Raw genomic sequence first — 24,130 nt, forward strand, 5'->3', positions numbered from 1 at the left:
GCCTCTGCGATGTCAAGCACGCGCCGGGGTCACTCGCGCGGCCGGCGCCTTTCGATGCGGTAGAGCGCGAAGCGCGCGGATGCGGCCAGAGGCACGAGGAGGCCGGGCATCGGATTCGGAGCCGAGGGGCCGACGACGTAGAGGTAGTCGAAATCCTCGGTCCAGGCGCGGGTATAGTCGGGCGCGTCCTCGTTGGGACGGCCCTCGGCGATGTCGCGCAGGATCCCCATCGCCGTCGGGCCGCCATAGGGGACGGCCAGGTGGCGGTAGCCATCGATCACCGTCACCGGCTGCTTGCCGATGGAGGTGAACAGCGTCGGCACGAACGCATCCGCATAGGCGACGGCCAGCGTCACCGCATTGTAGATCGGATAATCGGAGAGGTCCTTGAGCGGTGGGTCCTCGCCGCTGCCGCTATGGCCGACGAGGACGCGGGAATTCGGCGTCAGCTGCCCGAAGGAGGTGAGGAGCGCCGCATATTCGCTCCGGTAGATCGCCGCGACGGTGAGGGCGCAGGCCAGGTTCATCAGGGTCACGCCCAGGACGACCGCAGCCGTGATGCGCTCCCAGGCTCGGCTCGGCGGCGACACCACGATGAAGCCCGGTACGATCAGCAGGGCGGCCACCGTCACCCGGAGGTCGACGAAAGCGGTGTCGAACAGCCGTGTGGGCAGGGCGACGAAGAGAACCGCGAGACCGCCGGCCAGCCAGAAGCCGGATTGGACGGCGCGGAACGCACCGCGCAATGCGAGCATGAGGGTGAGTCCGACGAGAAAGACGGTCCCAGCGGCCGAGAGCCACAAGCTGTAGCCGTTCAAGGTCGTGAAGAACATCACGAGCTTCAAAGGGCCGTTCCAGGCGGTCCCGTCCTGGCCGACGGAGCCGCCGGACATACGCATGATCCCGAAAGCGACGAGCGCCGGCAGGGCAAGGGTGAGGAAGCGCGCCATCGTCGCCGGCAGGGAGGGATGCCGGTTCCGGGTGCGCCAGAGCTCATGGATGCCGAGGGTGAAGCCGTAGAGGCCGAGCGCGAACAGGTGGGCGCCGAACAGCAGGGCCACGAAAAGGCTATGCATTGCGAGCCGGAGTGGCCAAGGCCGGTCCTGCAGGACGATCCAGCAGGCGATACCCCACAGCGCGATGCCGAGGGCGAACTGGAAGTTCACGAAACCCCAAGCAAAGGGAACGCTGTAGAGCACCAGCAACGCGAGGAAGCCGCTCACCTGAAAGCGGCGCTTCACGGCGAGTTCGATGGCGATGGCCCCGGTGATCGTGAGGATCTGGCTCGCCAGCAGGAACAGACGGGTCGCGAGTTCGACGCTCGTGACCCACGCGATGAGCGGCACGACGAGGTCCATGGCAAGGTTCGGATAGAGCGCCCAGGTCACCCGGTAGAAGGGATGCGCCTCCGGGGTTCCGTCACGCACGAGGATGTGCATGCGGGCGAGGTGGTTGGGATAGTCCACCATCGCCGGGATCGGCATCGCCAGCACCGGGAGCAAGGCGATGAGGAACAGGAAGGCAAACACCGCGACGGTCAGGGGAGAGGCACCCCATGACCGGCCGGGGACGAGTTCGGATCTCTCGGCAGGCACAGGACGGTCCCGGACAACGGCATCCCTCCGCAAGGCCGGTCGACGGCCTGGAGGGCGAGGCCGCGGACCATGCCTCCGGCCGCTTTAAGATCGGGTTAGGGGATCGGTCCCTTGACCGTTCCGCTGCGTACGCCCATCCCCCACCGATGCCTGCGGATGCGAAAACCTCTCTCTGGCGGCCCTATACGCAGATGCGGAATGCCGCGCCGCCCCTCGAAGCCGTGCGCACCTCGGGCTCGCGGATCGTGCTCGCCGACGGGCGCGAGCTCATCGACGGCATCGCCTCGTGGTGGACGGCGGTTCATGGCTACAACCATCCGCATATCCGCGCGGCGGTGGCGGCCCAGCTCGATGCCATGCCCCATGTGATGTTCGGGGGGCTCACCCATGCGCCGGCCGAGCGCCTGGCCTCGCGCCTCGCCGCCCTGGCGCCGGGCGACCTCGACCACGTGTTCTTCACCGATTCGGGATCGGTGGCGGTGGAGGTGGCCCTCAAGATGGCCGCGCAGATGTGGCTCAACCGGGGCGTCGCCGGTCGCAGCCGGTTCCTCGCCTTCCGGGGCGGCTACCATGGCGACACGATGGGGGCGATGTCGGTCTGCGACCCGGAGGAGGGCATGCACCGCCGCTTCGGCGCCTATCTGCCGGCTCAGCTCTTTTGCGATCTTCCGCACGACGACGCGACCGCCGAATCCCTCGACCATGCCCTGGCCGCTCATGGCGACAGCCTCGCGGCGATCATCGTCGAACCGCTGGTCCAGGGCGCGGGCGGCATGGTGATGCACGCCCCCGAGACCCTGGCACGGGTGGCGCAGGCCGCGGAGCGGCACGGTCTGCCGCTCATCGTCGACGAGATCTTCACCGGTTTCGGCCGCACCGGCACCCTGTTCGCCTGCGAGCAGGCCGGGATCGTGCCCGACATCCTCTGTCTGTCGAAGGCGCTGACCGGTGGCACCATGGCGCTGGCCGCGACGATCGCGCGGCGCCCGGTCTTCGAGGCCTTCCTGTCCGACGACCCCGCGGCGGCGCTGATGCACGGTCCGACCTTCATGGCCAATCCTCTCGCCTGTGCCGCCGCAAATGCCAGCCTCGACCTGTTCGAGACCGAGCCGCGTCTGGATCAGGCACGGGCGATCGAGATCCGCCTGCGGGAGGGACTCTCCGGTCTGCGGGGCCTTGCCGGAATCGCCGACATCCGCGTCCTCGGCGCCATCGGGGTCGTGCAGTTCGAACGCGCGCCCGATCTCGCGGCGCTCAAGGCGCGCCTAGTGGAGCAGGGTGTCTGGGTCCGCCCCTTCGGCGACATCGTCTACCTGACGCCGGCCCTGACCATCGCGCCGGACGATCTCGACCGTTTGTGCGAAGCCGTGGACCACGCCGTTCGCGCGACGTCGGGCGCCGGCGCGCGGGGGTGAAAATCTGTCCGCCCGTGCCCTGCAACCTGAACGGATGTTTATCGTTGGATCAAGTTGGGTCAAACGGTTGAAGGGTGGGCATCGTGGTGAATGAGACGACGCGCTCGGACGACGACAGGCCTGTAATCCTCCTCGTCGAGGATGAGGCCCTGACGATCATGGACCTCGGGGATGTCCTTGAAGATGGCGGCTACGAGACGGTGCAATGTGCCTCTGCGGAACGGGCGCTGGGCATTCTCCAGGCCCGCACCGATATCTGCGGGTTGATTACGGATGTGGAATTGTCGGGCAAGGTCAACGGCTTCGATCTTGCCAACGCGGTATCGGAAGCTCGTCCGACCCTGCCGATCGTCATCGTGTCGGGCCGTGCCGCTCCCGATCCCGATCGAATTCCGGCGGGCGCTCGCTTCATTTCCCGTCCCTGCACCGGGGAAGATATCCTCCAGCAGATCCAGAGCCTGATGCCCTGCTGAGACGCCGGGCGACAGTCCGGAACCGGTGCCGCCCTGGTTTCAGGCCGGCGGACATCTCTCCATCTGACGGACGATCTCTTCGCCGGGCGTTGGTTTCAGCGTGAATCTGAGCCGACTGTCATCTCAGCTTCACGAGCTGGACGCCATTTACACGCACATGGACCGCCTCCTTCGCCGGCGTCTCGATCGGCGGCTCGGGAACGCGGCCTCCTGCGAGCGTGGAGTCGGGCGGCGATGGTTTCGGCTGAAGAGCGAGGGGCGGTATCGTCCGGCAAGGCCCCATCGTCGGGTAAGTCCGAATCAGGCAAGACCGACAAGGCCGGCAGGGACACCGAACAGACGATGGGCAAGTCCGACAAGCGTATTCGCCCTCCCGGCTCGAAGAGCGTCGGCTGGGCCCTGGTCCAGGCGGCGCGGCTGCACCGTTCCCGGGTGGGGGATCGTCTCGCCGCCCTCGATCTGTTCGCCGGGCAGGAGCAGGTGGTTCAGGCTCTGGCGGTTGCCGGCACGATGACCATGGGCGATCTCGCCGCCACCCTGCGGGTCCGGCCGCCCACGGCCTCCAAGACGATCTCGCGCCTCGCGGCCCTCGGCTTCGTCGAGCGCCGCGCCGAGGCCGGGGACGGTCGCATCGTCCGTGTGCGCCTCACCGATGCGGGGCTCGCCAAGGCGGAGGCCATCGAGCGCATCTGGGACGACGTCGAAGGGGAGATGCTCGACGGTTTCGACGGCAAGGAGCGCCGCCGCCTGCGCAAGCTCCTGCGCAAGGCCGCCCGCAACCTCGCCGACGTCTCCGGCGTCACCGGCCATGAGGTCGACGGGGACGCGGATATCGAACTCGACGAGGACGAGCCCGATGCGTTGGTCGTGCCGATCCAGGGCGACCGCCTCGACTAGGTGTCTCTCACAGAACTCCCGCCGCACTGTCTTGCTCAGAGCGAGAACCGCCCGTGTCCGGGAGTTGTGTGAGGCACTCTGAACCGCAAGCGGAGCCCCCCTCGGCCGACCAATCGGCAGCGCGTTGCGGGCGTGTAACCCTCTGCGTCCCGACGTGAGGATTGTTCTCAGATCTTCCGGGCGATGCCCGAATGCGCGTGGACGCCCCGCTTCCGCTTGGAAGTGCGCCGCAGCTTCCGACGCTGCAGCCACAGAGCGAAACGTCCGGCAAGCCGGTCGATCATCATGACGACGGCGCTGACGATGATGGCGAACGCGCAAACGCTCCCGATCAGGATACCGGTCACGCCCGGTGTCGGGATCATCATCAGACAGACGAGCCCGAAGAGCGCAGTCAGGGGAACCCATTTTGCCATCATGCGGACGGTCCATCGGTATTGCCCTACCGACGCTGCCATACGCGCATAAACACAATCTTAAACCAAGGGCTTGCCTTGTCAGCGAGATCACCGGCCCTCCCTGTGCCGGGAAGGCCGGTGCGGCTTCGCCTCAGCGGTGGTGGCGGTGCCGGTAATGGCGACGCGAGTTCATGCGCGTCCGGTAGGCCCTGCGGCCCGGATCGATCCCGAGGGCGCCGTTGACGGTTCCGACCGCTCCGCCGACCGCTCCGCCCACGATCCCGCCGATCGGTCCGCCGACCCGATCGCCCTCGGCCGCGCCGCGGCGGACGCCGCCGGGAAGGCCCTGGGCCTCGGCCGCGCCCGACAGGGCGAAGGCGGACAGGACGAGGGTGGCAGCAAGCAATGCCTTCTTCATGACGGGATTTCCTCTTCTTCTTTTCGAATGCCGGCCGCGGTCTTGCGGGCGGATCGACCTTCAGCGTCCGGATCTGCACCGGTCCCGAGGGGGATGGCACGCCGTCACGCCTGGGTTGATAACGGCCGAGCTTCGAAAAAGTGGCATCGATCCGGATCGGCACTCGCTAACACGTGACCGGCCGGACGATGCGGGAGGATGATAGCCTCGCGGCTGCTGGTTTCTGCCGTCCGGCGCTGCTAGAAGCCGGGAATGCGCGTTCTCGATGTCCCGCGCGGCCTGAGCCGCCTTCGAATTACGAGCCCGGCCTCCGCCTGAAGGCCGCTGCGGCGGCCCGAGCGGAAGCCGGGAGGGCGGTCGCACCGCCTCCGTTCGCCGACATCGGCCAGACGCCGACCGTCCTGAAGATCAGCGCACCGTTTCGCAGAAGACCCCATGACCGATTCGACAGCCCCCGACGCCGGCCTGCCCACCCGCGACTATTCGCAGACCCTGTTCCTGCCCAAGACCGAGTTCCCCATGCGGGCCGGCCTGCCGGTGCGTGAGCCCCTCCTCCTGGAGCGCTGGGCCGCCACCGGCCTCTACGGCCGGATCCGAACCCAGGCCGCCGGCCGGCCGAAATTCGTGCTCCATGATGGGCCGCCCTACGCCAACGGCCACATCCATACCGGCACGGCGCTCAACAAGATCCTCAAGGACGTGATCGTCCGCTCCCAGGGCACGCTCGGCTACGACGCCAATTACGTGCCGGGCTGGGACTGCCACGGCCTGCCCATCGAGTGGAAGATCGAGGAGCAGTATCGCGCCAAGGGCCGCAACAAGGACGACGTGCCGGTGGTGGAGTTCCGCCAGGAATGCCGGACCTTCGCCGGCCACTGGCTCGACGTGCAGCGCGAGGAGTTCAAGCGCCTCGGTGTTACCGGCGATTGGGACCACCCCTACGTCACCATGGCGTTCCCGGCCGAGGCGGCGATCGCCCGCGAGCTGATGCGCTTCTCGATGACCGGCCAGCTCTATCGCGGCTCGAAGCCGGTGATGTGGTCGGTGGTGGAGAAGACCGCTTTGGCCGAGGCCGAGGTCGAGTACGAGGACCATGTCAGCGACACGATCTTCGCGGCGTTCCCCATCACCGCCGGTGCCCCCGAGGATCTCGCCGCCGCCCGGGTGGTGATCTGGACGACCACGCCGTGGACGATGCCGGGCAATCGCGCGGTGGCCTACTCGAAGAAAGTCGCCTACGGGCTCTACCGCGTCACCGAGGCGGCGGAGGAGAACTGGGCCAAGACCGGCGACACCTACCTCCTCGCCGACACCCTCGCCGCCGGGGTGTTCGCCTCGGCCCGCGTGGACGCGTTCGAGCGCGTCCGCGACGTGACGGCGGCCGAGATCGCGGGCCTCACCCTGGCCCATCCGCTCGCCGGCCATGTGGGCGGCTACGATTTCAAGGTTCCCCTGCTGGAGGGCGAGCACGTCACCGAGGAGGCCGGCACCGGCTTCGTCCATACCGCGCCGGGCCATGGCCGAGAGGATTTCGAGGTCTGGACGGCCAATGGCCGGGCCCTGCAGGCGCGCGGAATCGAGACCCGCATCCCCTACACCGTCGATGCCGACGGAGCGCTCACCAAGGAGGCCCCCGGTTTCACGGGAAAACTCGTCCTCACCCCCAAGGGCGAGAAGGGCGACGCCAACAAGGCGCTCATCGCCGCCCTCACCGAGGCCGGCACCCTCGTGGCGCGCGGGACCCTCAAGCACAGCTACCCGCATTCCTGGCGCTCGAAGAAGCCGGTGATCTTCCGCAACACCCCGCAATGGTTCATCGCCCTCGACAGGCCGGTGGAATCCCTGGACGGCCGCAGCCTGCGCGACGTCGCCCTCAAGGCGATTGAAGAGACCCAATGGGTGCCGCCCCAGGGCAAGAACCGCATCAACGGAATGGTCGCCAACCGCCCCGACTGGGTGGTCTCGCGTCAGCGCGCCTGGGGCGTGCCGATCACCGTCTTCGTACATCGCGAGACCGGCGCGATCCTGCGCGATCCGGCGGTCAATGCCCGCATCGAGGCCGCCTTCGCGGCCGAGGGGGCGGATGCCTGGTTCGACGATGCCGACGGTGCCCGCTTCCTCGCCCCCGAGCACGATCCGGCGGCCTACGAGAAGGTCACCGACGTCCTCGACGTGTGGTTCGATTCCGGCTCGACCCACGCCTTCGTGCTCGACGATCCCGAGCAGTTCCCGGGGCTGGCCGGGGTCAAGCGCAAGCGCGACGGCGGCACCGACACGGTCATGTATCTCGAGGGCTCGGACCAGCATCGCGGCTGGTTCCAGTCCTCGCTGCTGGAATCCGCCGGCACCCGCGGCCGCGCGCCCTACGACATCGTCCTCACCCACGGCTTCGTCCTCGACGAGCGCGGCAAGGAGAAGATGTCGAAGTCCAAGGGCAACACGCTGGCGCCGCAGGACGTCATCAAGGCGTCGGGCGCCGACATCCTGCGCCTCTGGGTCTCGGCCTCGGACTATTCGGACGACGTCCGCATCGGTCCGGAGATCATGAAGACCTTCGGCGAGACCTACCGCAAGCTGCGCAACTCGCTCCGTTGGATGCTCGGCTCGCTGGCGCATTTCGAGCCCGGACCGGAGATCCCGCACGCCGAGCTGCCGGAGCTGGAACGCCTGATCCGGCACCGCCTGTCCGAACTCGACGGCGAGATCCGCGAGGCCTACGCGAACTTCGACCTCAAGCGCGTCGTGGCCCTGCTCAACGGCTTCATGACCGGCGACCTCTCGGCGTTCTACTTCGATGTCCGTAAGGACGCGCTCTACTGCGATCCGATCTCGTCGAAGGTCCGTCGCGCCGCGCTGCAGGTGATCGACGAGACCTTCCGCCGGGTCACGATCTGGCTCGCCCCCGTCCTCGCCTTCACGGCGGAGGAGGCCTGGCTCGACCGCTATCCGTCCGATCTCGGCTCGGTCCATCTCGAGACGCTGCCCGAGACCCCCGCCTCCTGGCGGAACGCCGCCCTCGCGGAGCGCTGGCAGAAGATCCGCCGGGTGCGCCGCGTGGTCACCGGTGCCCTGGAGATCGAGCGCGCGGCCAAGCGCATCGGCGCCAGCCTCGAGGCGGCACCCACCGTGTTCGTCGCCGATCCCGATCTGCTCTCCGTCCTCGATGGGATCGATTTCTCGGAAGTCTGCATCACCTCCGGCATCACGATCTTGGAGGGGGAGGGGCCGGACGAGGCCTTCCGCATCGATGACGTGCGGGGCGTGGCGGTGGTCTCCGGATCGGCCAAGGGCCGTAAATGTGCCCGGTCTTGGCGCGTCTCCGAGACGGTCGGCTCCGACCCCGATTACCCCGACGTGACGCCCCGCGACGCTCAGGCTCTGCGGGAATGGGATGCGCGTCACGGCGGGGCGGAGGCAGCGTGATCCGAACGTGCACGGCGGCCCTCCCCCCTCCGCGGGGGAGGGGAGAGGGAAGAGCGTGACCATGCCGCCCTTCCGCCTCGGCCTCCTCATCCTCCTCGCCACCCTCGTCCTCGATCAGGCCTCCAAGCTCTGGCTCTATTTCGGCACCGATCTGGTGCTGACGCAGCCCTGGCGCCTGACCGCCTTCACGGATGTCGTCGTCGTCTGGAATCGCGGCATCTCCTACGGTCTGTTCCAGCAGGACGGCGGCCTCGGCCGCTGGATCCTGGTGGCGGTGTCGGTGGCGGCCTCCATCGGGATGATCGTCTGGATGCGCCGCGCCTCGTCGATGCTCCTGGCCGCCGCCCTCGGGCTCATCGCGGGCGGGGCGATCGGCAACGCCATCGACCGCGCGGCCTACGGCGCGGTGTTCGACTTCGTGCACCTCCATGCGGGTGCCTGGTCCTGGTACGTGTTCAACATCGCCGATGCGGCCATCGTCGCCGGCGTCGTCGGCCTCCTCATCGACAGCCTGATCCCGGTCCGGCGCCCTCGCGACGGGGCGTCGTCGGGCGGCCCCTGAAGATTCGCTCGGCTGTGATCCGTAAACCACACTTCGGATCGTTGTGTCCGGGAGGCTGGTGCGCTGCGGTCAAGGCGCCATACGTTCGCCTGAAACCGCCGTCAGGCCACGAGGGCAAGACCGGCATCGACCGACACCAACACGCGCCAGCACGTTCCGGGCGGGCAATCGAGCTGGCGCACTCTGCGGGCCGGCGCAATTTGGGGGCAGCATGATCGGGCATCGTGGGTTCATCCTCGGCCTTACCGGACTCCTCGTCGCGAGCGGCGCGCAGGCGCAGCAGGGCGTGTTCATGCGCGACACCCTGAGCAGCATCGGCCTGATCGAGCCCGAGAAGCCGGCCATCACCTATCGCGAGCGGGCTCCCCTGGTGATGCCGCCCAAGCTCGACGGCAAGGCGCTGCCGCCGCCGCGCGCCGCCACCGCCACGCCGCAATGGCCCAAGGATCCCGAGATCGTCCAGCGCGATCGCGAACTCGCCGACGCGAAGAAGCCGATCTCCCGCGGAGCGCAGGGTCGGATGAACGACAACAACATGACGCTCTCCCTCGACGAGATGCGTGGCGGGCGCCGCGCCGATGCCAGCGTGCGCACCGAGCCGGGCCGTCCCGAGAGCGACGGCGCCTCCTCGTCGATCTGGAACCCCTTCGACATCTTCGGCAAGCGCGCGGACAAGGCCGAGCCCATCCTCGCCGAGCCCGATCGCGATACGCTCACCGACCCGCCGAACGGATACCGCAAGGCCCCGAAGGCGGTCGCCCGGAACAACAGCGACCCCGTCAACAATCCCTCGCGGGAGCGTGAGGAAGCCGATCCGGGTACCTATATCCGGGGTCGCTAGCCAGGTTTTGTAAGAAGCCCGGCGACGCGGCGTTCCGGTCCGATCGCCGAACCGGGACGACCCCGCGGACGGTCCCGTCGCTCCTAGAGGAGATGGCCCGTCCTGGTGAATCCGGCGCCCGTACCCGGCGCCCTAAGGGGTGTCGGTACGGGACTTGCCCTGACCTCGGCCTGCGGAATCGTGGCATCCGGGGAGTGCGCAAGGGGCATTGCGTTCATGACGGGCGGTCACGCAGGGCCGACGTATCAAGGAAAAGACGATGCATCTGTTGCGGAAGGATACGCCCGGGTTCTCGCTCAACCGCCGCTACGGCCATGCCGGCCGGGCCGAGGCCGCGCCGTTCGGGCGCTCCGAGGCCGGCGGACCCGAAGTCTCCGCCTTCGCCCTCGACAACGGTCTCGACGTCGTCGTGGTGCCCGATCACCGCGCACCGGTGGTGACGCACATGGTGTGGTACCGCAACGGTTCGGCCGACGATCCGATCGGGCAGTCCGGCATCGCGCATTTCCTCGAACACCTGATGTTCAAGGGCACCGAGAAGCATCCGGTCGGCGCCTTCTCGCAAGCGGTGTCCGGCCTCGGCGGCCAGGAGAACGCCTTCACCTCCTACGATTACACCGCCTATTTCCAGCGCGTCGCCCGCGACCACCTGAAGACCATGATGGAGTTCGAGGCCGACCGCATGACCGGTCTCGTCCTCGAGGATTCCGTGGTGGCGCCCGAGCGCGACGTGGTGCTGGAAGAGCGCCGCATGCGGGTGGAGACCGACCCCTCGGCTCAGCTCTCGGAGGCCATGGCCGCCTCGCTGTTCGTGCACCACCCCTACGGCACGCCGATCATCGGCTGGATGCACGAGATCGAGGATCTCAACCGCAGCCACGCCCTCGACTATTACAACCGCTTCTACACCCCCGAGAACGCCATCCTGGTCGTTGCCGGCGACGTGACGCCCGATGAGGTCCGGCGGCTGGCCGACGACACCTACGGCCGCGTGACGCCGCGCGGTGCCCGGCCGGTGCGGGTGCGCGCCAGGGAGCCCGAGCCCCGCGCGCTCCGCCGGCTCAGCGTCGTCGATCCGAAGGTGGAGCAGCCGACCCTGCAGCGGCTCTATCTCACCCCCTCCTGCATGACCGCCCGCGACGGCGAGTGCCACGCCCTGGAACTGCTGGCCGAGGTGATGGGCGGCGGCTCGACCTCGTTCCTCTACCGCAAGCTGGTGATGGAGCTCGGCGTCGCCGTGAATGCCGGCGCCTGGTACATGGGCTCGGCCATCGACGACACGCGCTTCTCGGTCTACGCCATCCCCGCCGAGGGCGTGAGCCTGGAGCGCCTCGAGGACGAGGTCGACCGCGTCCTGCGCCGCGTCCCCTCCGAGGCCCTGGGTCCGGAGGCCATCGAGCGGGCCAAGACCCGGCTCGTGGCTGAGACGGTCTATTCCTCCGACAGCCAGTCGTCGCTGGCCCGCATCTATGGCTCGGCGCTCGCCATCGGCGAGAGCATCGAGGAGGTCCGCCGCTGGCCGTCCGATATCGAGGGCGTGACACGGGATCGCCTCGCTGCCGTCGCCGAGCGCTACCTGATCCCCGCCCGCTCCGTCACCGGATACCTGACCAAGACGCGCGATCCCGACGCCGCCGTCGCGTGAGGCGACCCTTACGCACGATCCCGTCGATTCCGGCCCGGGCGCCCAGAAGAAGAATGAGGTTCTTATGAACTCGGTCGAAGCCAATCTGGTCGATACCGCCGCCCGCAGCGCGAACGCTCCCACGCTGGCGCTTCCGGTGGCCGCCGCCGCCGGTATCGAAGCCTGGCACGTGGAATCGCCCGTGGTGCCGATGATCGCCCTCGCCTTCACCTTCGAGGGAGGGGCGGCTCAGGACCCGGAGGGCAAGGGCGGCGTGGCGCAGATGCTGGCGCGCCTCCTCGACGAGGGCGCCGGCGACCTCTCCTCCGACGCCTTCCAGGAGCGTCTGGCGGCGCGGGCCATCGAATTGTCGTTCCATGCCGGCGCCGACGCCGTGGGCGGCTCCCTCAAGATGCTGGTCAAGCACGCCGACGAGGCCATCGACCTCCTCGCCCTGGCGCTGGCCAAGCCGCGCTTCGACCCCGACGCCATCGAGCGGGTGCGGGCCCAGACGCTGGCCGGCCTGCGCTACCAGCAGAACGATCCGGGTGTGATGGCCTCGCGCCGCTTCTTCGCGGAAGCCTATGCCGGCCATCCCTATGCCCGCCCCTCGTCGGGCACGCCGGAGAGCATCGCGGCCATCACCCGCGACGACCTCGTGGCGATGCACCGGCGCATCATTGGTCGCGGCGGTCTGAAGGTGGCGGCCGTCGGCGCCATCGATTCTGAGCGTCTGGCCGACGCCCTCAACCGCGCCTTCGGTGTCCTCGACGAGGCCGGGCCGCTGAACGCCGTGCCGCAGACCCAGGTCGGCCAGCTCGGCCGCCGCGTCGTCGTCGATATCGACGTGCCGCAATCGGTCCTGCGCTTCGGCATGGGCGGCGTGCCGTGGAAGGACCCGGACTTCATCCCCGCCTACGTGCTCAACCACATCCTCGGAGGCGGCTCCTTCACGTCGCGCCTGTTCCAGGAAGTGCGCGAGAAGCGGGGGCTGGCCTATTCCGTGGGCACCTCCCTGGTCAGCCACCGCGCCAGCGCCATGACCTGGGGCTACACCGCCACCAAGAACGAGCGCGTCGGCGAAGCCCTGTCGGTGATCGGCGACGAGATCGGCCGCCTCATCAGCGACGGCCCGTCCGACGAGGAGCTTCAGAAGGCCAAGGACTACCTCACCGGCTCCTATGCCCTCGGCTTCGACACCTCGACCAAGATCGCGCATCAGCTCGTGCAGATCTCCTTCGAGGGGCTGGGCATGGATTACTTCGCCCGCCGCAACGAGATGGTGACGAACGTGACCCAGGCGGACATCCGCCGCGCCGGCGCCCGCACCTTCGCCGATGGCAGGATGCTGGTGGTGGCCGCAGGGCGACCGACCGATTTTCTGTAGGATCGCGTCTTCCACGCCTCCATAACGGTCGCGGCTCTCTTCCCGCCAAGCGGGGAGAGGGGATGCGCTCCAAGCGCGAACGAGACCATCCCGATCGCGTGCTCGCCCCTCTCCATCACCGTCCGGCACGACCGTTGCCAGGACCGGTCACGTCCTGCATTCAGGGTCGGTGATGGCCTCTGGGGCTTAGGGGAGAGTGGGAATGAGACGCTGCGTTCGAGTTCTGCCGGGTCTGATGTTGGGCCTGATGGCTGGTCCCGCCCTGGCGCATACCGGGCAGGGCGATGCGTCGGGCCTCGCCCATGGGTTCCTGCACCCGCTGACCGGTCTCGACCACATGCTCGCCATGGTAGCCGTGGGGCTCGTCGCCGTGCAGGTGGGCGGCCGGGCGATGCTCCTCGTGCCGCTGTCGTTCATCGGCATGATGGTTTTGGGCGGCGCCCTCGGCGCGGCCGGCGTGGCGCTCCCGCATGTGGAGACCGCCATCGCCCTGTCCGTGGCCGTGCTCGGTGCCGCCGTCGCCCTGCGGCTGACGATGCCGGTCGCGGCGGCCATGGCCCTCGTGGGCTTCTTCGCGGTGTTCCACGGCCATGCGCACGGCGCCGAGATGCCGGAGGCGGTCTCCGGTCTCGCCTACGGTGCCGGCTTCGTGGCCGCCACCGCCCTGCTTCATGCTGTGGGCCTCGGTCTCTGCCTCGGCATGGGCCGTATCGGCGAGGGGACTGGGCGCCCGGCGCTGCGGGTTGCCGGCGCGGCCTTCGCCGCCGCCGGCCTCGGCCTCCTGGCCGGCGCCTTCTGAAGCCGAAGCCTACAGCGTTCGCGCCAGGGCCCCGGCCTCGGCGCGGGCCCGCTCGCGGGATTGCCGGTCGAGATCGGCTCCCATCAGACCCTTCTCCACAGCGATCTGGTGGACGTCGGTGACACCGACCATGCGTAGCCACGTCGCCATGTAGGTCGATTGGTGGTCGTAGATCTCGGCGGGGAAATCCTCGCCGATGGCGACGCCCCGCGCATTGACGACGACGGCCGTCGCCTTGAGCATCCCGTTCTGGCCGCGCTCGTCGAAGGTGAAGAGCAGGTCCTTCTGGGAGACCAGGTCGAACAGGTGCTTGAGCTTGTAGGGGATCGTGTAGTTCCACATCGGCACCGCGAACAGGAGCAGATCGGCGGCCTGGAACCTGGCCGCCAGGGCGCGGATCGCGACCCAGGCCTCCTCCTGCGCCGGACTCAGGGCGTCGCCCGCCAGCGCCGCGTATTTGCCGGCGAGCGCCTCCCCGTCGAACTCCGGAAGCGGTGTGTTCCAGACGTCGAGGACGTCCGCCGTTCCCTCCGGATGCGTCTCACCCCAGGCGTCGAGGAAGGCGCGGGCGACCTCGATCGACGCGGAACGCTCCTTGCGCGGCGATGCTTCGACGTAGAGCAGATGGGGCATTCAGGGGACTCCGGTTGCCTGTCGTGCGGAAGATGTATCGCGCATCCCGCTCGAGCCCAGGGGGGGCCGCTTGTCCCGATGATCCGGCTCGCCATCGCATTCCTGCGAAGGACGACCCATCTCAGCGGGACATCGTCATTCGCAGGACAGGCCGATGCAGCTCACCGGACTTCATCACCTCACCGCCATCACCGCGCGGGCCGCGGACAACGCTGCCTTCTACACGCGAACCCTCGGGCTGAGGCTCGTGAAGAAGACGGTGAACCAGGACGACGTCTCGGCCTACCACCTGTTCTACGCCGACGGCATCGCCGCGCCCGGCACCGACATGACCTTCTTCGACTGGCCGGCGCCGCCCGAGCGCCGCGGCACCGACAGTATCGTCCGGACGGCGTTCCGCGTCTCGGGCGACGGCACGATCGCCTGGTGGCACGACCATCTCGCCCGCCAGGGCGTGACGCACCAAGAGCCGCTCCTGCGTGACGGCCGCCTCACCCTGGATTTCGAGGATCGGGAAGGCCAGCGCCTGATGCTGGTGGATGACGGCGGTGCTGGAGACGCCCATCCCTGGCCCGCCAGCCCGGTGCCGGTGGAGCGCCAGATCCGGGGTCTGGGACCGATTCGCCTGAGCGTTGCTCGGATCGGGGCGACGGAGGCCGTGCTCGCCGAGGTGCTCGGCATGAGCCGCGCCCGGAGCTATGACGTGCCGGAAGGCGAGGTTCGCGTCTGGCAGATGGGCGAGGGCGGGGCGGGAGCCGAGTTGCACCTCCTGGCCGAACCCGGCCTGCCGCCCGCCCGGCAGGGAGCGGGGGCGGTCCACCACGTCGCCTTCCGCATCCCCGATGCGGATTACGCAGCCTGGGCCGACCGGCTGAAGCAGCGCCGCATGCCATCGAGCGGGCCGGTGGACCGCTACTACTTCCGAAGCCTGTACTTCCGTGAGCCCAACGGAATCCTGTTCGAGATCGCCACCGACGGACCGGGCTTCACCGCCGACGAGCCGTTGGAGACCCTGGGCGAGCGCTTGTCCCTGCCGCCCTTCCTCGAAGACCGCCGCGCCGAGATCGAAGCGGGGCTGAAGCCCCTGTAATCGCAAGGTCGCCGGAGCAGACGGGTCTGCCGGGAGATGATCGCCGAGACGGACTGGCTGCGGCCGGGCGGGTGATGAAACCGGAGAGGGATGCCGCTCCCTCGGGGTGTCGGCATCTCTCGTCCGTGTGTCCGCCATCCCGGCGACGGTCACCGGATTCGTCTCCGAACCCCTGTCCCGCGATCGTACCTGCCATGTTCGTACCTGCCATGTCATGAGCCGGAATCGGGGCGCGATCACATCCCCCGTGGCCGGGATGCCTCTAAGTCAGAGCGATTCCAGACAGTTGGCGGTTTCATTGCCTGCGCGCCTGCTATGCCTTGACGGGCGCGCCGCAGGTGCGAGAAGACCCGGCTGAAAGCCGAGATTCGCAAGCGAAGTTTGAGACGGACCCGTCGATGAGCAAGTTCAACGAGGAGCGCGTGCTGAGCGTCCACCACTGGACCGACACGCTGTTCTCCTTCCGCACCACCCGCGATCCCGCGTTCCGCTTCCGCAACGGCGAGTTCGTGATGATGGGCATCGAAGTGGAGGGTCGTCCTCTGCTGCGCGCCTACAGCGTGGTCTCGGCCAATTACGAGGAGGAACTCGAGTTCTTCTCGATCAAGGTCGAGAACGGCCCACTCACCTCGCGGCTGCAGCACCTCAAGGTCGGCGATCCGATCATCGTCGGCAAGAAGCCCACCGGCACCCTGGTCCTCGACAATCTGATGCCGGGCAAGAACCTCTATCTCCTCGGCACCGGCACGGGCCTCGCGCCCTTCATGTCGATCATCAAGGACCCGGAGACCTACGAGCGCTTCGAGAAGGTCGTCCTCGTCCACGGCTGCCGGCAGGTCTCGGAACTCGCCTATGGCGAGACGATCACGCAGGAACTGCCCAACCACGAGTTCCTCGGCGAGGTCATCACCGCCGGCCTGATCTATTACCCCACCGTCACCCGCGAGCCGTTCCGCAACCGCGGCCGGATCACCGACCTGATGACCTCGGGCAAGCTGTTCGCGGATATCGGCCTGCCGCCGATGTCGGTGGAGAACGACCGGTTCATGCTGTGCGGCTCGCCGGACATGATCCGCGACACCCGCGAGATGCTGACCAGCGGCGGTTATGTCGAGGGCAACCACGGCGAGGCCGGCCACTACGTCATCGAGAAGGCTTTCGTCGAGAAGTGAGCGCGCGTGCCCACGCCGTCTTCGTCGCCGGCGCCGGGACCGAAATCGGCAAGACCTACGTCACCGCTTCCCTGACGCGCGCCCTGCGCCGCCGGGGAAGCACGGTGTCGACCCTGAAGCCCCTGGCGAGCGGTGTCCCGCCCTTCGTCGATCCGGGGTTTCGCGAGAGCGACACGGCGATCCTTCTGGAGGCCCAGGGATTGCCGCTGACGCCCGAGACGGTGGAGGCCTGCTCCCCCTGGCGCTTTCTCGCGCCGCTCAGCCCCGATCTCGCCGCCGCGTGCGAAGGCCGGAGCCTGCGCCTGTCCGACCTCGTCGGCTGGTGTGAGGCACGGCTCGAAGGGGCGGACCCGGCGACGATCCTCGTCATCGAGGGCGTCGGCGGCCTGATGAGTCCGGTGACGGCGGAGGCCACCGGTCTCGACTGGCTCAAAGCCCTGGCGCTGCCGACCGTCCTCGTCTCCGGCAGCTATCTCGGGGCGATCAGCCACGCGCTCACCGCGGCGGAGACCCTGCGCTGTCACGGCCAGACGCTGCTCGGTGTCGTCGTCTGCGAAAGCCTCGGCGCGCCGACGTCGCCCGAGACGGTCGCCGCTGCCATCGCCCGCCATGTGTCGGCTCCGGTGGTCTGCATCGCCCGCGACGGCGAATGCCCGGAGGCGCTGGCACGGCTGGTCTAGGCCTTATCCCAAGTCCCGCTGACCCCGACCCATAGGTTGGTGTCGGTGAGGTCCGGCGGATGACCGCCGCCGCGCCGTCGCGCGGGCAGCCCTCGATGAGTCAGGCGCTTCGAGGACTGGTATTACACCCGGAGCGGCAGGACCCCGGAGCGGCAGGACGGAGTGAGGGAGAAGCCTCGATCACGGGATCGGCCATGGGCGTTTCCGGAAATCTGTGATCGTCGCCCCTCATGATCTTCGAACGAGACGTTGCGTGGGTCTCGATTTCGCGTCGGCCGATCGGCATTGCCACTGTGGCAAGCGAGCGGACAGGTCCCCTCGGTGCGGGAGCCGTGCACGGTTTCCTCACCTGCCCGCTGTTATGGCGGCCATCCCTGGACTGCGGACCCGCGACCGCTAGAGCTGCGCCCGACCACGTTGGGTCGGAGCACACCTCTAGATCTTTGTTTTGTCGCACTCTTTTTCGCCGAACCGGCATCCACTTTGGCGGAGAGCGCTCTAGGTTGGGTCAGGCGGAAACGGAGTGCGTTCGGCCTATTCGCGGAAGGAAACGCCCCCTTGGCCCAACACGCATCGGCCCCCGGGGCCTCGGTGGAGAGCGCAGCTTCGAAGAGCGCAGATCCTCCGCGCGCCGGCCTGCCCCTCCTCCTCGGGGCGCTCGGCATCGTCTACGGCGATATCGGCACCAGCCCGCTCTACGCCTTCAAGGAAGCCGTGCGGGCGGCATCCGGCGGCGGACCGCCCCAGGCCATCGCCGTGGTCGGCGCCGTGTCGCTGATCTTCTGGGCCCTAATCCTCATTGTGTCGCTGAAATACGCGGTGCTGATCCTGCGTGCCGACAACCGGGGCGAGGGCGGCATCGTCGCCATGCTGGCGCTCCTCGGCGCCCGCCACGCCAAGCCCGGCACACGGCAGGCCGTGCTCCTCGTGGTCGGCCTCGTCGGCGCGGCCCTGCTCTACGGTGACGGAGCGATCACCCCGGCGATCTCGGTGCTGAGCGCGGTGGAGGGCCTCAAGGTGGCGGCTCCCGGCCTCGACCATGCCGTCCTGCCCATCACCATCGCCATCCTGGTCGGGCTGTTCCTGGTACAGAGCAAGGGCGTCGCCTTCATCGGCCGGATCTTCGGCCCGGTGATGGTGGTGTGGTTCGTGGTCCTGGCGCTCCTGGGCCTTGGCGGCATCTGGCACGCGCCGCAGATCCTCGGTGCCCTCAACCCCTGGCGCGCGGTGGATTTCCTCCTCCATGCCGGCTGGCACGTGAGCTTCGCCATGCTCGGCGCGGCCTTCCTCGCGGTCACCGGCGGCGAGGCGATGTATGCCGATCTCGGCCATTTCGGCGCGAGGCCCATCCGCCTCGCCTGGTTCGGCCTCGTCCTGCCGGCCCTCGTCATCCACTATTTCGGCCAGGGCGGCTTGCTGCTGGTCTCGCCGGACGCCATCGAGAACCCGTTCTACCGCCTCAGCCCGGACTGGGCCTATTATCCGCTGATCGCTCTCGCGACGCTGGCCACCGTCATCGCCTCGCAGGCCATCGTCTCGGGCGTGTTCTCGCTCACCCAGCAATCGATCCAGCTCGGCTTCCTGCCGCCCATGCGGGTGATCCACACGGCGCGCGAGGAGCGCGGGCAGATCTACGTGCCGGTGATCAACTGGCTGATGGCGGCCGCCACCCTGACCGCCGTCCTCACCTTCGGCTCGTCGGACAGGCTGGCCGGCGCCTACGGCATCGCCGTCTCGTCGCTCATGGCGATCACCACCCTGCTCGCCGCCCTGGTGGCGCTGAAATGGGGCTACAACCCCATTGCGGTCTTCGCCGTCAACGGTTTCTTCCTCGCCATCGATCTCGTCTTCCTCGGTGCCAACAGCGTGAAGCTGTTCGAGGGCGGCTGGTTTCCCCTGGTGCTGGCCGGCCTCGTCGCCTTCCTGATGCTCACCTGGCGCAAGGGGAACCTGCTGGTGGAGGAGGCCCGAACGACCCTGCGACAGCCCGAAGCGGAGTTCATCGCGCAGCTGCGCCGCGAGCCGCCGATCACCCTGCCGGGCAACGCCGCCTTCCTGTCCTCGGCCACGAGCGGGATCCCGCTCCACCTGTCGCGCTTCGTCGAGCGCAGCCATGCCCTGCACAAGCGCATCCTCCTCGTCACCGCCCTCTACGAGGAGGCGCCGAGCGTGCCGCGGACCGAGCGCGCCGAGGTGACCGAGATCACCCCGGACATCTTTCGCCTCGTCCTGCATTACGGCTTCATGGAGGACGCCTCGATCCCCGACGGCCTGCGATGCGCCGTCGAATGCGGCACGCTGCCGAAGGCGTTCCTCGACGACCTGACCATCTTCATCGGCCACGAGACCATCATCCCGAAGAGCGACGACCGGGGCATGGCGACGTGGCGCGAGACCATCTTCGCCTTCCTCCTGCGCAACGCCGAGGCCACCGGCGCGCAATTCTGCATCCCCACCCGGCAACTCGTGGAGGTTGGCACCGAGATCGAGATCTGACTATTCGGCGTCCGGGCTGCGCGGCATCCGCGCGGCCACGCATTCGCGCATGGCGTCCTCGATCCTGGCGGCCTTGGCGTTGCCGTAGACGGCCACGTCGTCGATGCATTTCAGGAAGTAGCCGGCGGTGAAGCTCTCGCTGATGCTGTTGAACGACTTGCCGAGGCGGGTGGCGATCTGCATGCGGTCCATGGCCGTGCCCTTGCTCCATTCCGTGAGCGGGTCGTTCATCGACAGGGCGTGCGCCAAAGCGGACATCGCAGCGAGCACGGCCAAAGCAGCCAACCTGTTCGTCATCGTGTGGCATCCTCCCATCGGCCGCGACGGATCGTCGTCCGTTCATTGATGGCCGTATGGGGCGGGACGATACTGACATCGGCAGCATCGTACAAATCGTTCGACCCACGGCGAGGCTAATTCTCCGCCATGGGTCTTATAAAGACTTATTATGATCTTTTGAGAGCGCGGGCTCGGCCGTCGGTTCGGATCGGCGGAGCCCTCCCCCTCGCCCGCAGAGGGGAGACGGGAGAAGGCTGCCGCCTTACGCCAGGCCGAGCTTCTGGGCGAGGCCGATGCGCTGGAGCTTGCCGGTGGCGCCCTTCGGAATTTCCTCGAGGAAGATGATCTTGGCCGGCACCTTGAACGGGGCGAGGCGCTCGGAGGCGAAGCCCCGCAGATCCTTCTCCGACAGGGCGTCGTGGCCCTCGCGCAGGACGATGGCAGCGACCACGTCCTCGCCGAGCTTGTCGTGCGGCATCGCGAAGGTGATGCACTGGGACACGGCCGGGTGGTCCATCAGGATCTCGTCCACCTCGCGCGGGGAGATCTTCTCGCCGCCGCGGTTGATGATCTCCTTCAGGCGCCCGGTGATCGAGAGGTAGCCCTCCGGGGTCAGCGTGCCCTGGTCGCCGGTGCGGAACCAGCCCTGCCGGGTGAAGGCTTCGGCATTGGCCTTGTCGTTGTTCTCGTAGCCGGACATCACGTTGTCACCGCGGATGACGATCTCACCGGTCTCGCCGGCGGGCAGCGGCTCGCCGTCATGGTCGACGATGGCGATCTCCGGGCCGGCGGCGAGGCCCACCGAGCCGGCATAATGCGGCCGGGGGGGGAGCGGGTTCGAGGCCATCTGGTGGGCGGCCTCGGTCATGCCGTAGGCCTCCAGCAGGGGCGCGCCGAAAACCTCCTCGATCTCCTTCATCACCTGCGGCGGCATGGAGGACGAGGAGGAGCGGATGAAGCGCAGGGGATTGGCCGCGATGATCTCCTTGTTGCGGGCGGCGCGGCCGAGGATCGCCTGATGCATCGTCGGCACCGCCGTGTACCAGGTGGGGCGGACCTCCCCCATCCAGCCGAAGAACTTCAGGGCGTTGAAGCCCGGCGTGCAGCAGACCTGCCCGCCCGCCGAGAGCGGCGCCAGGATGCCGGCGATGAGGCCGTGGATGTGGAACAAAGGCATGATGTTGAGGCCGCGATCCTCGGCCGTGAAGGCGAGGGTGGTGCGGATGTTGCGGGCCGAGGCGCAGACGTTCGACTGTTTCAGCGGCACGATCTTCGGGCGCGAGGTGGTGCCGGAGGTGTGGAGCACGAGGCCGATATCGTCGGGATGGGCCGGGCCGCCCTGGGCCGCGGGCGTCGCATCGGATGCGGAAAAGGCGAGGGTGAAGCTGCCCGCGCCCTGCTCGGGCGTCGGGGTCAGGCGCACCACCGGCACGCCGAGCTTCTCGGCCACCGCCACCGCCGGGCTCTGCGAGCCCTCTGCCGCCACCAGCAGCTTGGCGTTGAGGTCGGTGAGGTAGAACTCGAACTCGTCCGCCTTATAGGCGGGATTGAGGGGTGCCGAGGTGGTGCCCGCCGCGATGGCGATGAAGGCGGCGGCCATTTCCGGCCCGTTGTCGAGGACGATGGCGACCCGGTCGCCACGGCCGATCCCCTGCGCGTTGAGGGAGGCGATGGTGCTGTCCGTGAGCGCCCGCAGGGCGCCGAAGGTCAGCGGAACGCCGCCGGGGCTCGACAGGGCGCTGGCCTCGTCGGCGCCCGCCTGGATCAGCGCGTGCAGGGTGGTTGCGGTCTCGGCCATGGAAGCTGTGTCCTCATCGTCAGTTGCCTTCGGGGTGGTGAAGGCGGTCCGCCGCATGGGGAGCGGCACATGTTCACGGGGATGGGCGGTCGGTGGCGACCGCCGGGGGATCGTCGGGTCAGGCCGTCGCGATGGACAGGCGCCCCTGCGCCCGTTCGAGGCTCTGCGAGAGCAGCCGCATCAGGGCGTAGACGGTGCCGATATGCGGGGTCGGGGTGTCGGTGAGGCGGCCGAGTTCGATGATCGAGCCGACCAGGGCTTCGAGCTCGATCGGCCGGCCGGCCTCCACGTCCTGCAGCATCGAGGTCTTGTGCGCGCCGACCTTCTCGGCCCCGGCGATGCGCCGCTCGATCCCGAGCTTGAAGGTGATGCCGAGCTTGTTCGCGATGGTCTCCGCCTCGCGCATCATGTCGGCGGCGAGCGCCCGCGTCTCCGGGAACTGGCAGATATCCACCAGGGTGGCATGGGCCAGCGCGGAGATCGGGTTGAAGCTGAGGTTGCCCCAGAGCTTGAGCCAGATCTCGGCGCGGATGTCGCTGGTGACGGGCGCGCGGAAGCCCGCCTTGATCAGGAGCTGGGCCAGGGCCTGGACCCGCGGGCTCATGGATCCGTCGAGTTCGCCGAGACCGAAGCGGTGGCCCTCGATCACCTGGACCACGCCGGGCTCGGTGAGGACGGCCGCCGGATAGACCACCGAGCCGATGACGTGCTTCGGGTCGAGATGCTCGGCGATGAGCCGGCCCGGATCGGCGGTTTCCAGATGGGTTCCGGCCAGGTCGCCCCCATGGCCACCCGAAAAATACCACCACGGGATGCCGTTCTGCATGGTCACGACGAGGGTATCGGGGCCGATGAGGTGGTGGAGGTCGGCGGCGATCGGCCCGACCTGATGCGCCTTCACGGTGAGCAGCACCACGTCGTGAACGCCGGCCTCCTCCATGGACTTCGTGGCCTTGAGGTTCGTCACGTGGATCTCGGAGCCGTTCTCCTCGATCAGGCGCATGCCGTTGGAGCGGATGGCATCGAGATTGGCCCCGCGTGCGATGAAGGTGACGTCCTCGCCGATATTCGCGAGGCGAACCCCCAGAAATCCGCCGATGGCGCCTGCGCCGACGATCGCGATGCTCATGCTCGTGTCCTCATTGTCCGGATGTCGTGTCGGTCTGGTCTGTGCGGCTCAGGCGAAGCGGTTCGACAGGATTCCGATCCCTTCGATCTCCACCTCGACGGTGGCACCCTTCGGGATCGGTCCGGAACCGTTGGAGGTGCCGCAGGCGATGACGTCGCCGGGCTCCAGCGTCATGCCCCGCGAGATCATCGCGACGATCTCGTGCGGGCGGAAGATCATGTCGGAGAGGGGATAGGTCTGGCGCTCACGCCCGTTCACCCGCACCTTCACCGAGAGGGCCTCGGGGTCGAGGCCGGTGGCGATGGCCGGGCCGAACGGGCCGAACCCGTCGAGACCCTTCGAGCGCGTCCATTGGGCGAAGCTCGGATCGGCCTTCAGGATTTCCAGGGCGGTCACGTCGTTGACGCAGGTATAGCCGAAGATGTGGTCGGCCGCCTCGTCCGGGGTGAGGTCGCGCGCGCTCCGGCCCGCCACCTTGCCGATGACGATGCCGAGTTCACCCTCGAACAGGATGCGCCCGGCGCAATCCGGCACCGCGATCTCGGCGCCGCTCGGGCGATAGGTGTTGGCTGGCTTCAAGAGGAACAGCGGGGCGACCGGCGGGGTCAGCCCCTGCTTCTCGGCCATGGCGGAGAAGTTGTTCCACAGGGCGATGACCTTGCTCGGCCGGCACGGCAGGTCGAGGACGACCTCGGAGAGGGGCAGGATCTCTCCCGTCGCCCGCGGCGCGTCGAACAGGTCGCCCTCGTGCACGGCGACCTGCTCTCCGTCGAGGCGGCCGAAGCCGGCGCGTCCGTCGTGAATGTATCCGATCCAGCGGGCCATGGTTCAGATGCTCCGGGCGACGACGCGGGCACGCCAGGGCTTCAGCAGCACGATGGCGAGGAGGGAGGCGAGGATGTTGGCGCCGGCTGCGACGAGGAAGACGCCGTCCCAGCTGTTTGTGGCCTGCTGGAGGTAGTTGGCCACGGGCACGAGGAGGGCGGCTGTTCCCTTGGCGGTGTAGAGCAGTCCGGCATTG

General features: G+C 68.3%; 21 protein-coding genes and 1 pseudogene. 13 read left to right on the forward strand and 9 right to left on the reverse strand.

Annotated features, from left to right (window positions below; genetic code table 11):
• Nucleotides 1-29: 29 nt before the first annotated feature.
• Entirely contained in the window at nt 30-1,595 is a 1,566-nt protein-coding gene (locus MKK51_RS11910; RefSeq protein ID WP_243977285.1) for a hypothetical protein, read from the reverse strand.
• Nucleotides 1,596-1,741: 146 nt separating this feature from the next.
• On the opposite strand from MKK51_RS11910, the gene MKK51_RS11915 reads away from it, so the two are divergent.
• From MKK51_RS11915 to MKK51_RS11925, 3 genes are all read left to right on the forward strand, one after another.
• Complete coding sequence (locus tag MKK51_RS11915; RefSeq protein WP_243977287.1) at nt 1,742-3,010, forward strand: adenosylmethionine--8-amino-7-oxononanoate transaminase; 1,269 nt, start codon at nt 1,742-1,744, stop codon at nt 3,008-3,010.
• Nucleotides 3,011-3,084: 74 nt separating this feature from the next.
• Nucleotides 3,085-3,483: a response regulator gene (locus MKK51_RS11920; protein ID WP_409565669.1), complete on the forward strand. Its 399-nt coding sequence runs from the start codon at nt 3,085-3,087 to the stop codon at nt 3,481-3,483.
• A gap of 234 nt (nt 3,484-3,717) precedes the next feature.
• Nucleotides 3,718-4,380: a MarR family winged helix-turn-helix transcriptional regulator gene (locus MKK51_RS11925; protein WP_243977288.1), complete on the forward strand. Its 663-nt coding sequence runs from the start codon at nt 3,718-3,720 to the stop codon at nt 4,378-4,380.
• Nucleotides 4,381-4,547: 167 nt separating this feature from the next.
• Here the strand turns inward: MKK51_RS11925 and MKK51_RS11930 are convergent, their stop codons facing one another.
• The gene (locus tag MKK51_RS11930) at nt 4,548-4,727 is read right to left on the reverse strand and encodes a hypothetical protein (protein WP_243977290.1); all 180 of its coding nucleotides are present in this window, start codon (nt 4,725-4,727) and stop codon (nt 4,548-4,550) included.
• A 202-nt stretch (nt 4,728-4,929) separates the two neighbouring features.
• Nucleotides 4,930-5,196, reverse strand: a complete 267-nt coding sequence (locus MKK51_RS11935) for a hypothetical protein (RefSeq protein ID WP_018045876.1) — start codon at nt 5,194-5,196, stop codon at nt 4,930-4,932.
• A gap of 435 nt (nt 5,197-5,631) precedes the next feature.
• Between MKK51_RS11935 and ileS the strand changes: the two genes are divergently transcribed.
• From ileS to MKK51_RS11965, 6 genes are all read left to right on the forward strand, one after another.
• Nucleotides 5,632-8,619 carry an isoleucine--tRNA ligase gene (gene ileS, locus MKK51_RS11940; protein WP_243977293.1) on the forward strand — a complete coding sequence of 996 codons (2,988 nt, stop codon included), beginning with the start codon at nt 5,632-5,634 and terminating at the stop codon, nt 8,617-8,619.
• A 61-nt stretch (nt 8,620-8,680) separates the two neighbouring features.
• Nucleotides 8,681-9,181 (forward strand): signal peptidase II, encoded by a 501-nt coding sequence (lspA, locus tag MKK51_RS11945; protein ID WP_243977338.1) that lies wholly within the window; start codon nt 8,681-8,683, stop codon nt 9,179-9,181.
• 211 nt (nt 9,182-9,392) lie between these two features.
• Nucleotides 9,393-10,022 carry a hypothetical protein gene (locus MKK51_RS11950; protein WP_243977295.1) on the forward strand — a complete coding sequence of 210 codons (630 nt, stop codon included), beginning with the start codon at nt 9,393-9,395 and terminating at the stop codon, nt 10,020-10,022.
• Between the two features lie 259 nt (nt 10,023-10,281).
• Nucleotides 10,282-11,667 carry a M16 family metallopeptidase gene (locus MKK51_RS11955; RefSeq protein WP_243977297.1) on the forward strand — a complete coding sequence of 462 codons (1,386 nt, stop codon included), beginning with the start codon at nt 10,282-10,284 and terminating at the stop codon, nt 11,665-11,667.
• Between the two features lie 64 nt (nt 11,668-11,731).
• Nucleotides 11,732-13,033: a M16 family metallopeptidase gene (locus MKK51_RS11960; RefSeq protein ID WP_243977299.1), complete on the forward strand. Its 1,302-nt coding sequence runs from the start codon at nt 11,732-11,734 to the stop codon at nt 13,031-13,033.
• A gap of 202 nt (nt 13,034-13,235) precedes the next feature.
• Nucleotides 13,236-13,832, forward strand: a complete 597-nt coding sequence (locus MKK51_RS11965; protein ID WP_243977300.1) for a HupE/UreJ family protein — start codon at nt 13,236-13,238, stop codon at nt 13,830-13,832.
• Between the two features lie 9 nt (nt 13,833-13,841).
• On the opposite strand, the gene MKK51_RS11970 is transcribed toward MKK51_RS11965, so the two are convergent.
• Nucleotides 13,842-14,465, reverse strand: a complete 624-nt coding sequence (locus tag MKK51_RS11970; protein ID WP_243977302.1) for an FMN-dependent NADH-azoreductase — start codon at nt 14,463-14,465, stop codon at nt 13,842-13,844.
• 154 nt (nt 14,466-14,619) lie between these two features.
• Here MKK51_RS11970 and MKK51_RS11975 point away from each other — a divergent pair, with 154 nt between their 5' ends.
• The 4 genes from MKK51_RS11975 to MKK51_RS11990 all read left to right on the forward strand — a co-directional run bounded on the left by MKK51_RS11975 (nt 14,620) and on the right by MKK51_RS11990 (nt 19,903).
• Nucleotides 14,620-15,555 (forward strand): ring-cleaving dioxygenase, encoded by a 936-nt coding sequence (locus MKK51_RS11975; protein ID WP_243977304.1) that lies wholly within the window; start codon nt 14,620-14,622, stop codon nt 15,553-15,555.
• Between the two features lie 398 nt (nt 15,556-15,953).
• Nucleotides 15,954-16,727: a ferredoxin--NADP reductase gene (locus MKK51_RS11980; protein WP_243977307.1), complete on the forward strand. Its 774-nt coding sequence runs from the start codon at nt 15,954-15,956 to the stop codon at nt 16,725-16,727.
• The gene (bioD, locus tag MKK51_RS11985) at nt 16,724-17,407 is read left to right on the forward strand and encodes a dethiobiotin synthase (protein ID WP_243977309.1); all 684 of its coding nucleotides are present in this window, start codon (nt 16,724-16,726) and stop codon (nt 17,405-17,407) included. The genes MKK51_RS11980 and bioD overlap by 4 nt, the downstream gene beginning before the upstream one ends.
• A gap of 558 nt (nt 17,408-17,965) precedes the next feature.
• Entirely contained in the window at nt 17,966-19,903 is a 1,938-nt protein-coding gene (locus MKK51_RS11990) for a potassium transporter Kup (RefSeq protein ID WP_243977311.1), read from the forward strand.
• On the opposite strand, the gene MKK51_RS11995 is transcribed toward MKK51_RS11990, so the two are convergent.
• The 5 genes and pseudogenes from MKK51_RS11995 to MKK51_RS12015 all read right to left on the reverse strand — a co-directional run.
• Complete coding sequence (locus MKK51_RS11995) at nt 19,904-20,200, reverse strand: hypothetical protein (RefSeq protein WP_243977313.1); 297 nt, start codon at nt 20,198-20,200, stop codon at nt 19,904-19,906.
• Between the two features lie 244 nt (nt 20,201-20,444).
• Nucleotides 20,445-21,980, reverse strand: coding sequence for an acyl--CoA ligase (locus MKK51_RS12000; RefSeq protein ID WP_243977314.1), 1,536 nt, complete (start codon nt 21,978-21,980; stop codon nt 20,445-20,447).
• 118 nt (nt 21,981-22,098) lie between these two features.
• On the reverse strand, nt 22,099-23,109 hold the full coding sequence (locus tag MKK51_RS12005; RefSeq protein ID WP_243977315.1) for a ketopantoate reductase family protein: 1,011 nt from the start codon (nt 23,107-23,109) through the stop codon (nt 22,099-22,101).
• 48 nt (nt 23,110-23,157) lie between these two features.
• Complete coding sequence (locus tag MKK51_RS12010) at nt 23,158-23,934, reverse strand: fumarylacetoacetate hydrolase family protein (RefSeq protein WP_243977316.1); 777 nt, start codon at nt 23,932-23,934, stop codon at nt 23,158-23,160.
• A 3-nt stretch (nt 23,935-23,937) separates the two neighbouring features.
• A pseudogene (locus MKK51_RS12015) lies at nt 23,938-24,130 on the reverse strand (oxalate/formate MFS antiporter); the annotation flags it as partial.

The sequence above is a fragment of the Methylobacterium sp. E-045 genome, assembly GCF_022829685.1.
Lineage (GTDB): Bacteria > Pseudomonadota > Alphaproteobacteria > Rhizobiales > Beijerinckiaceae > Methylobacterium.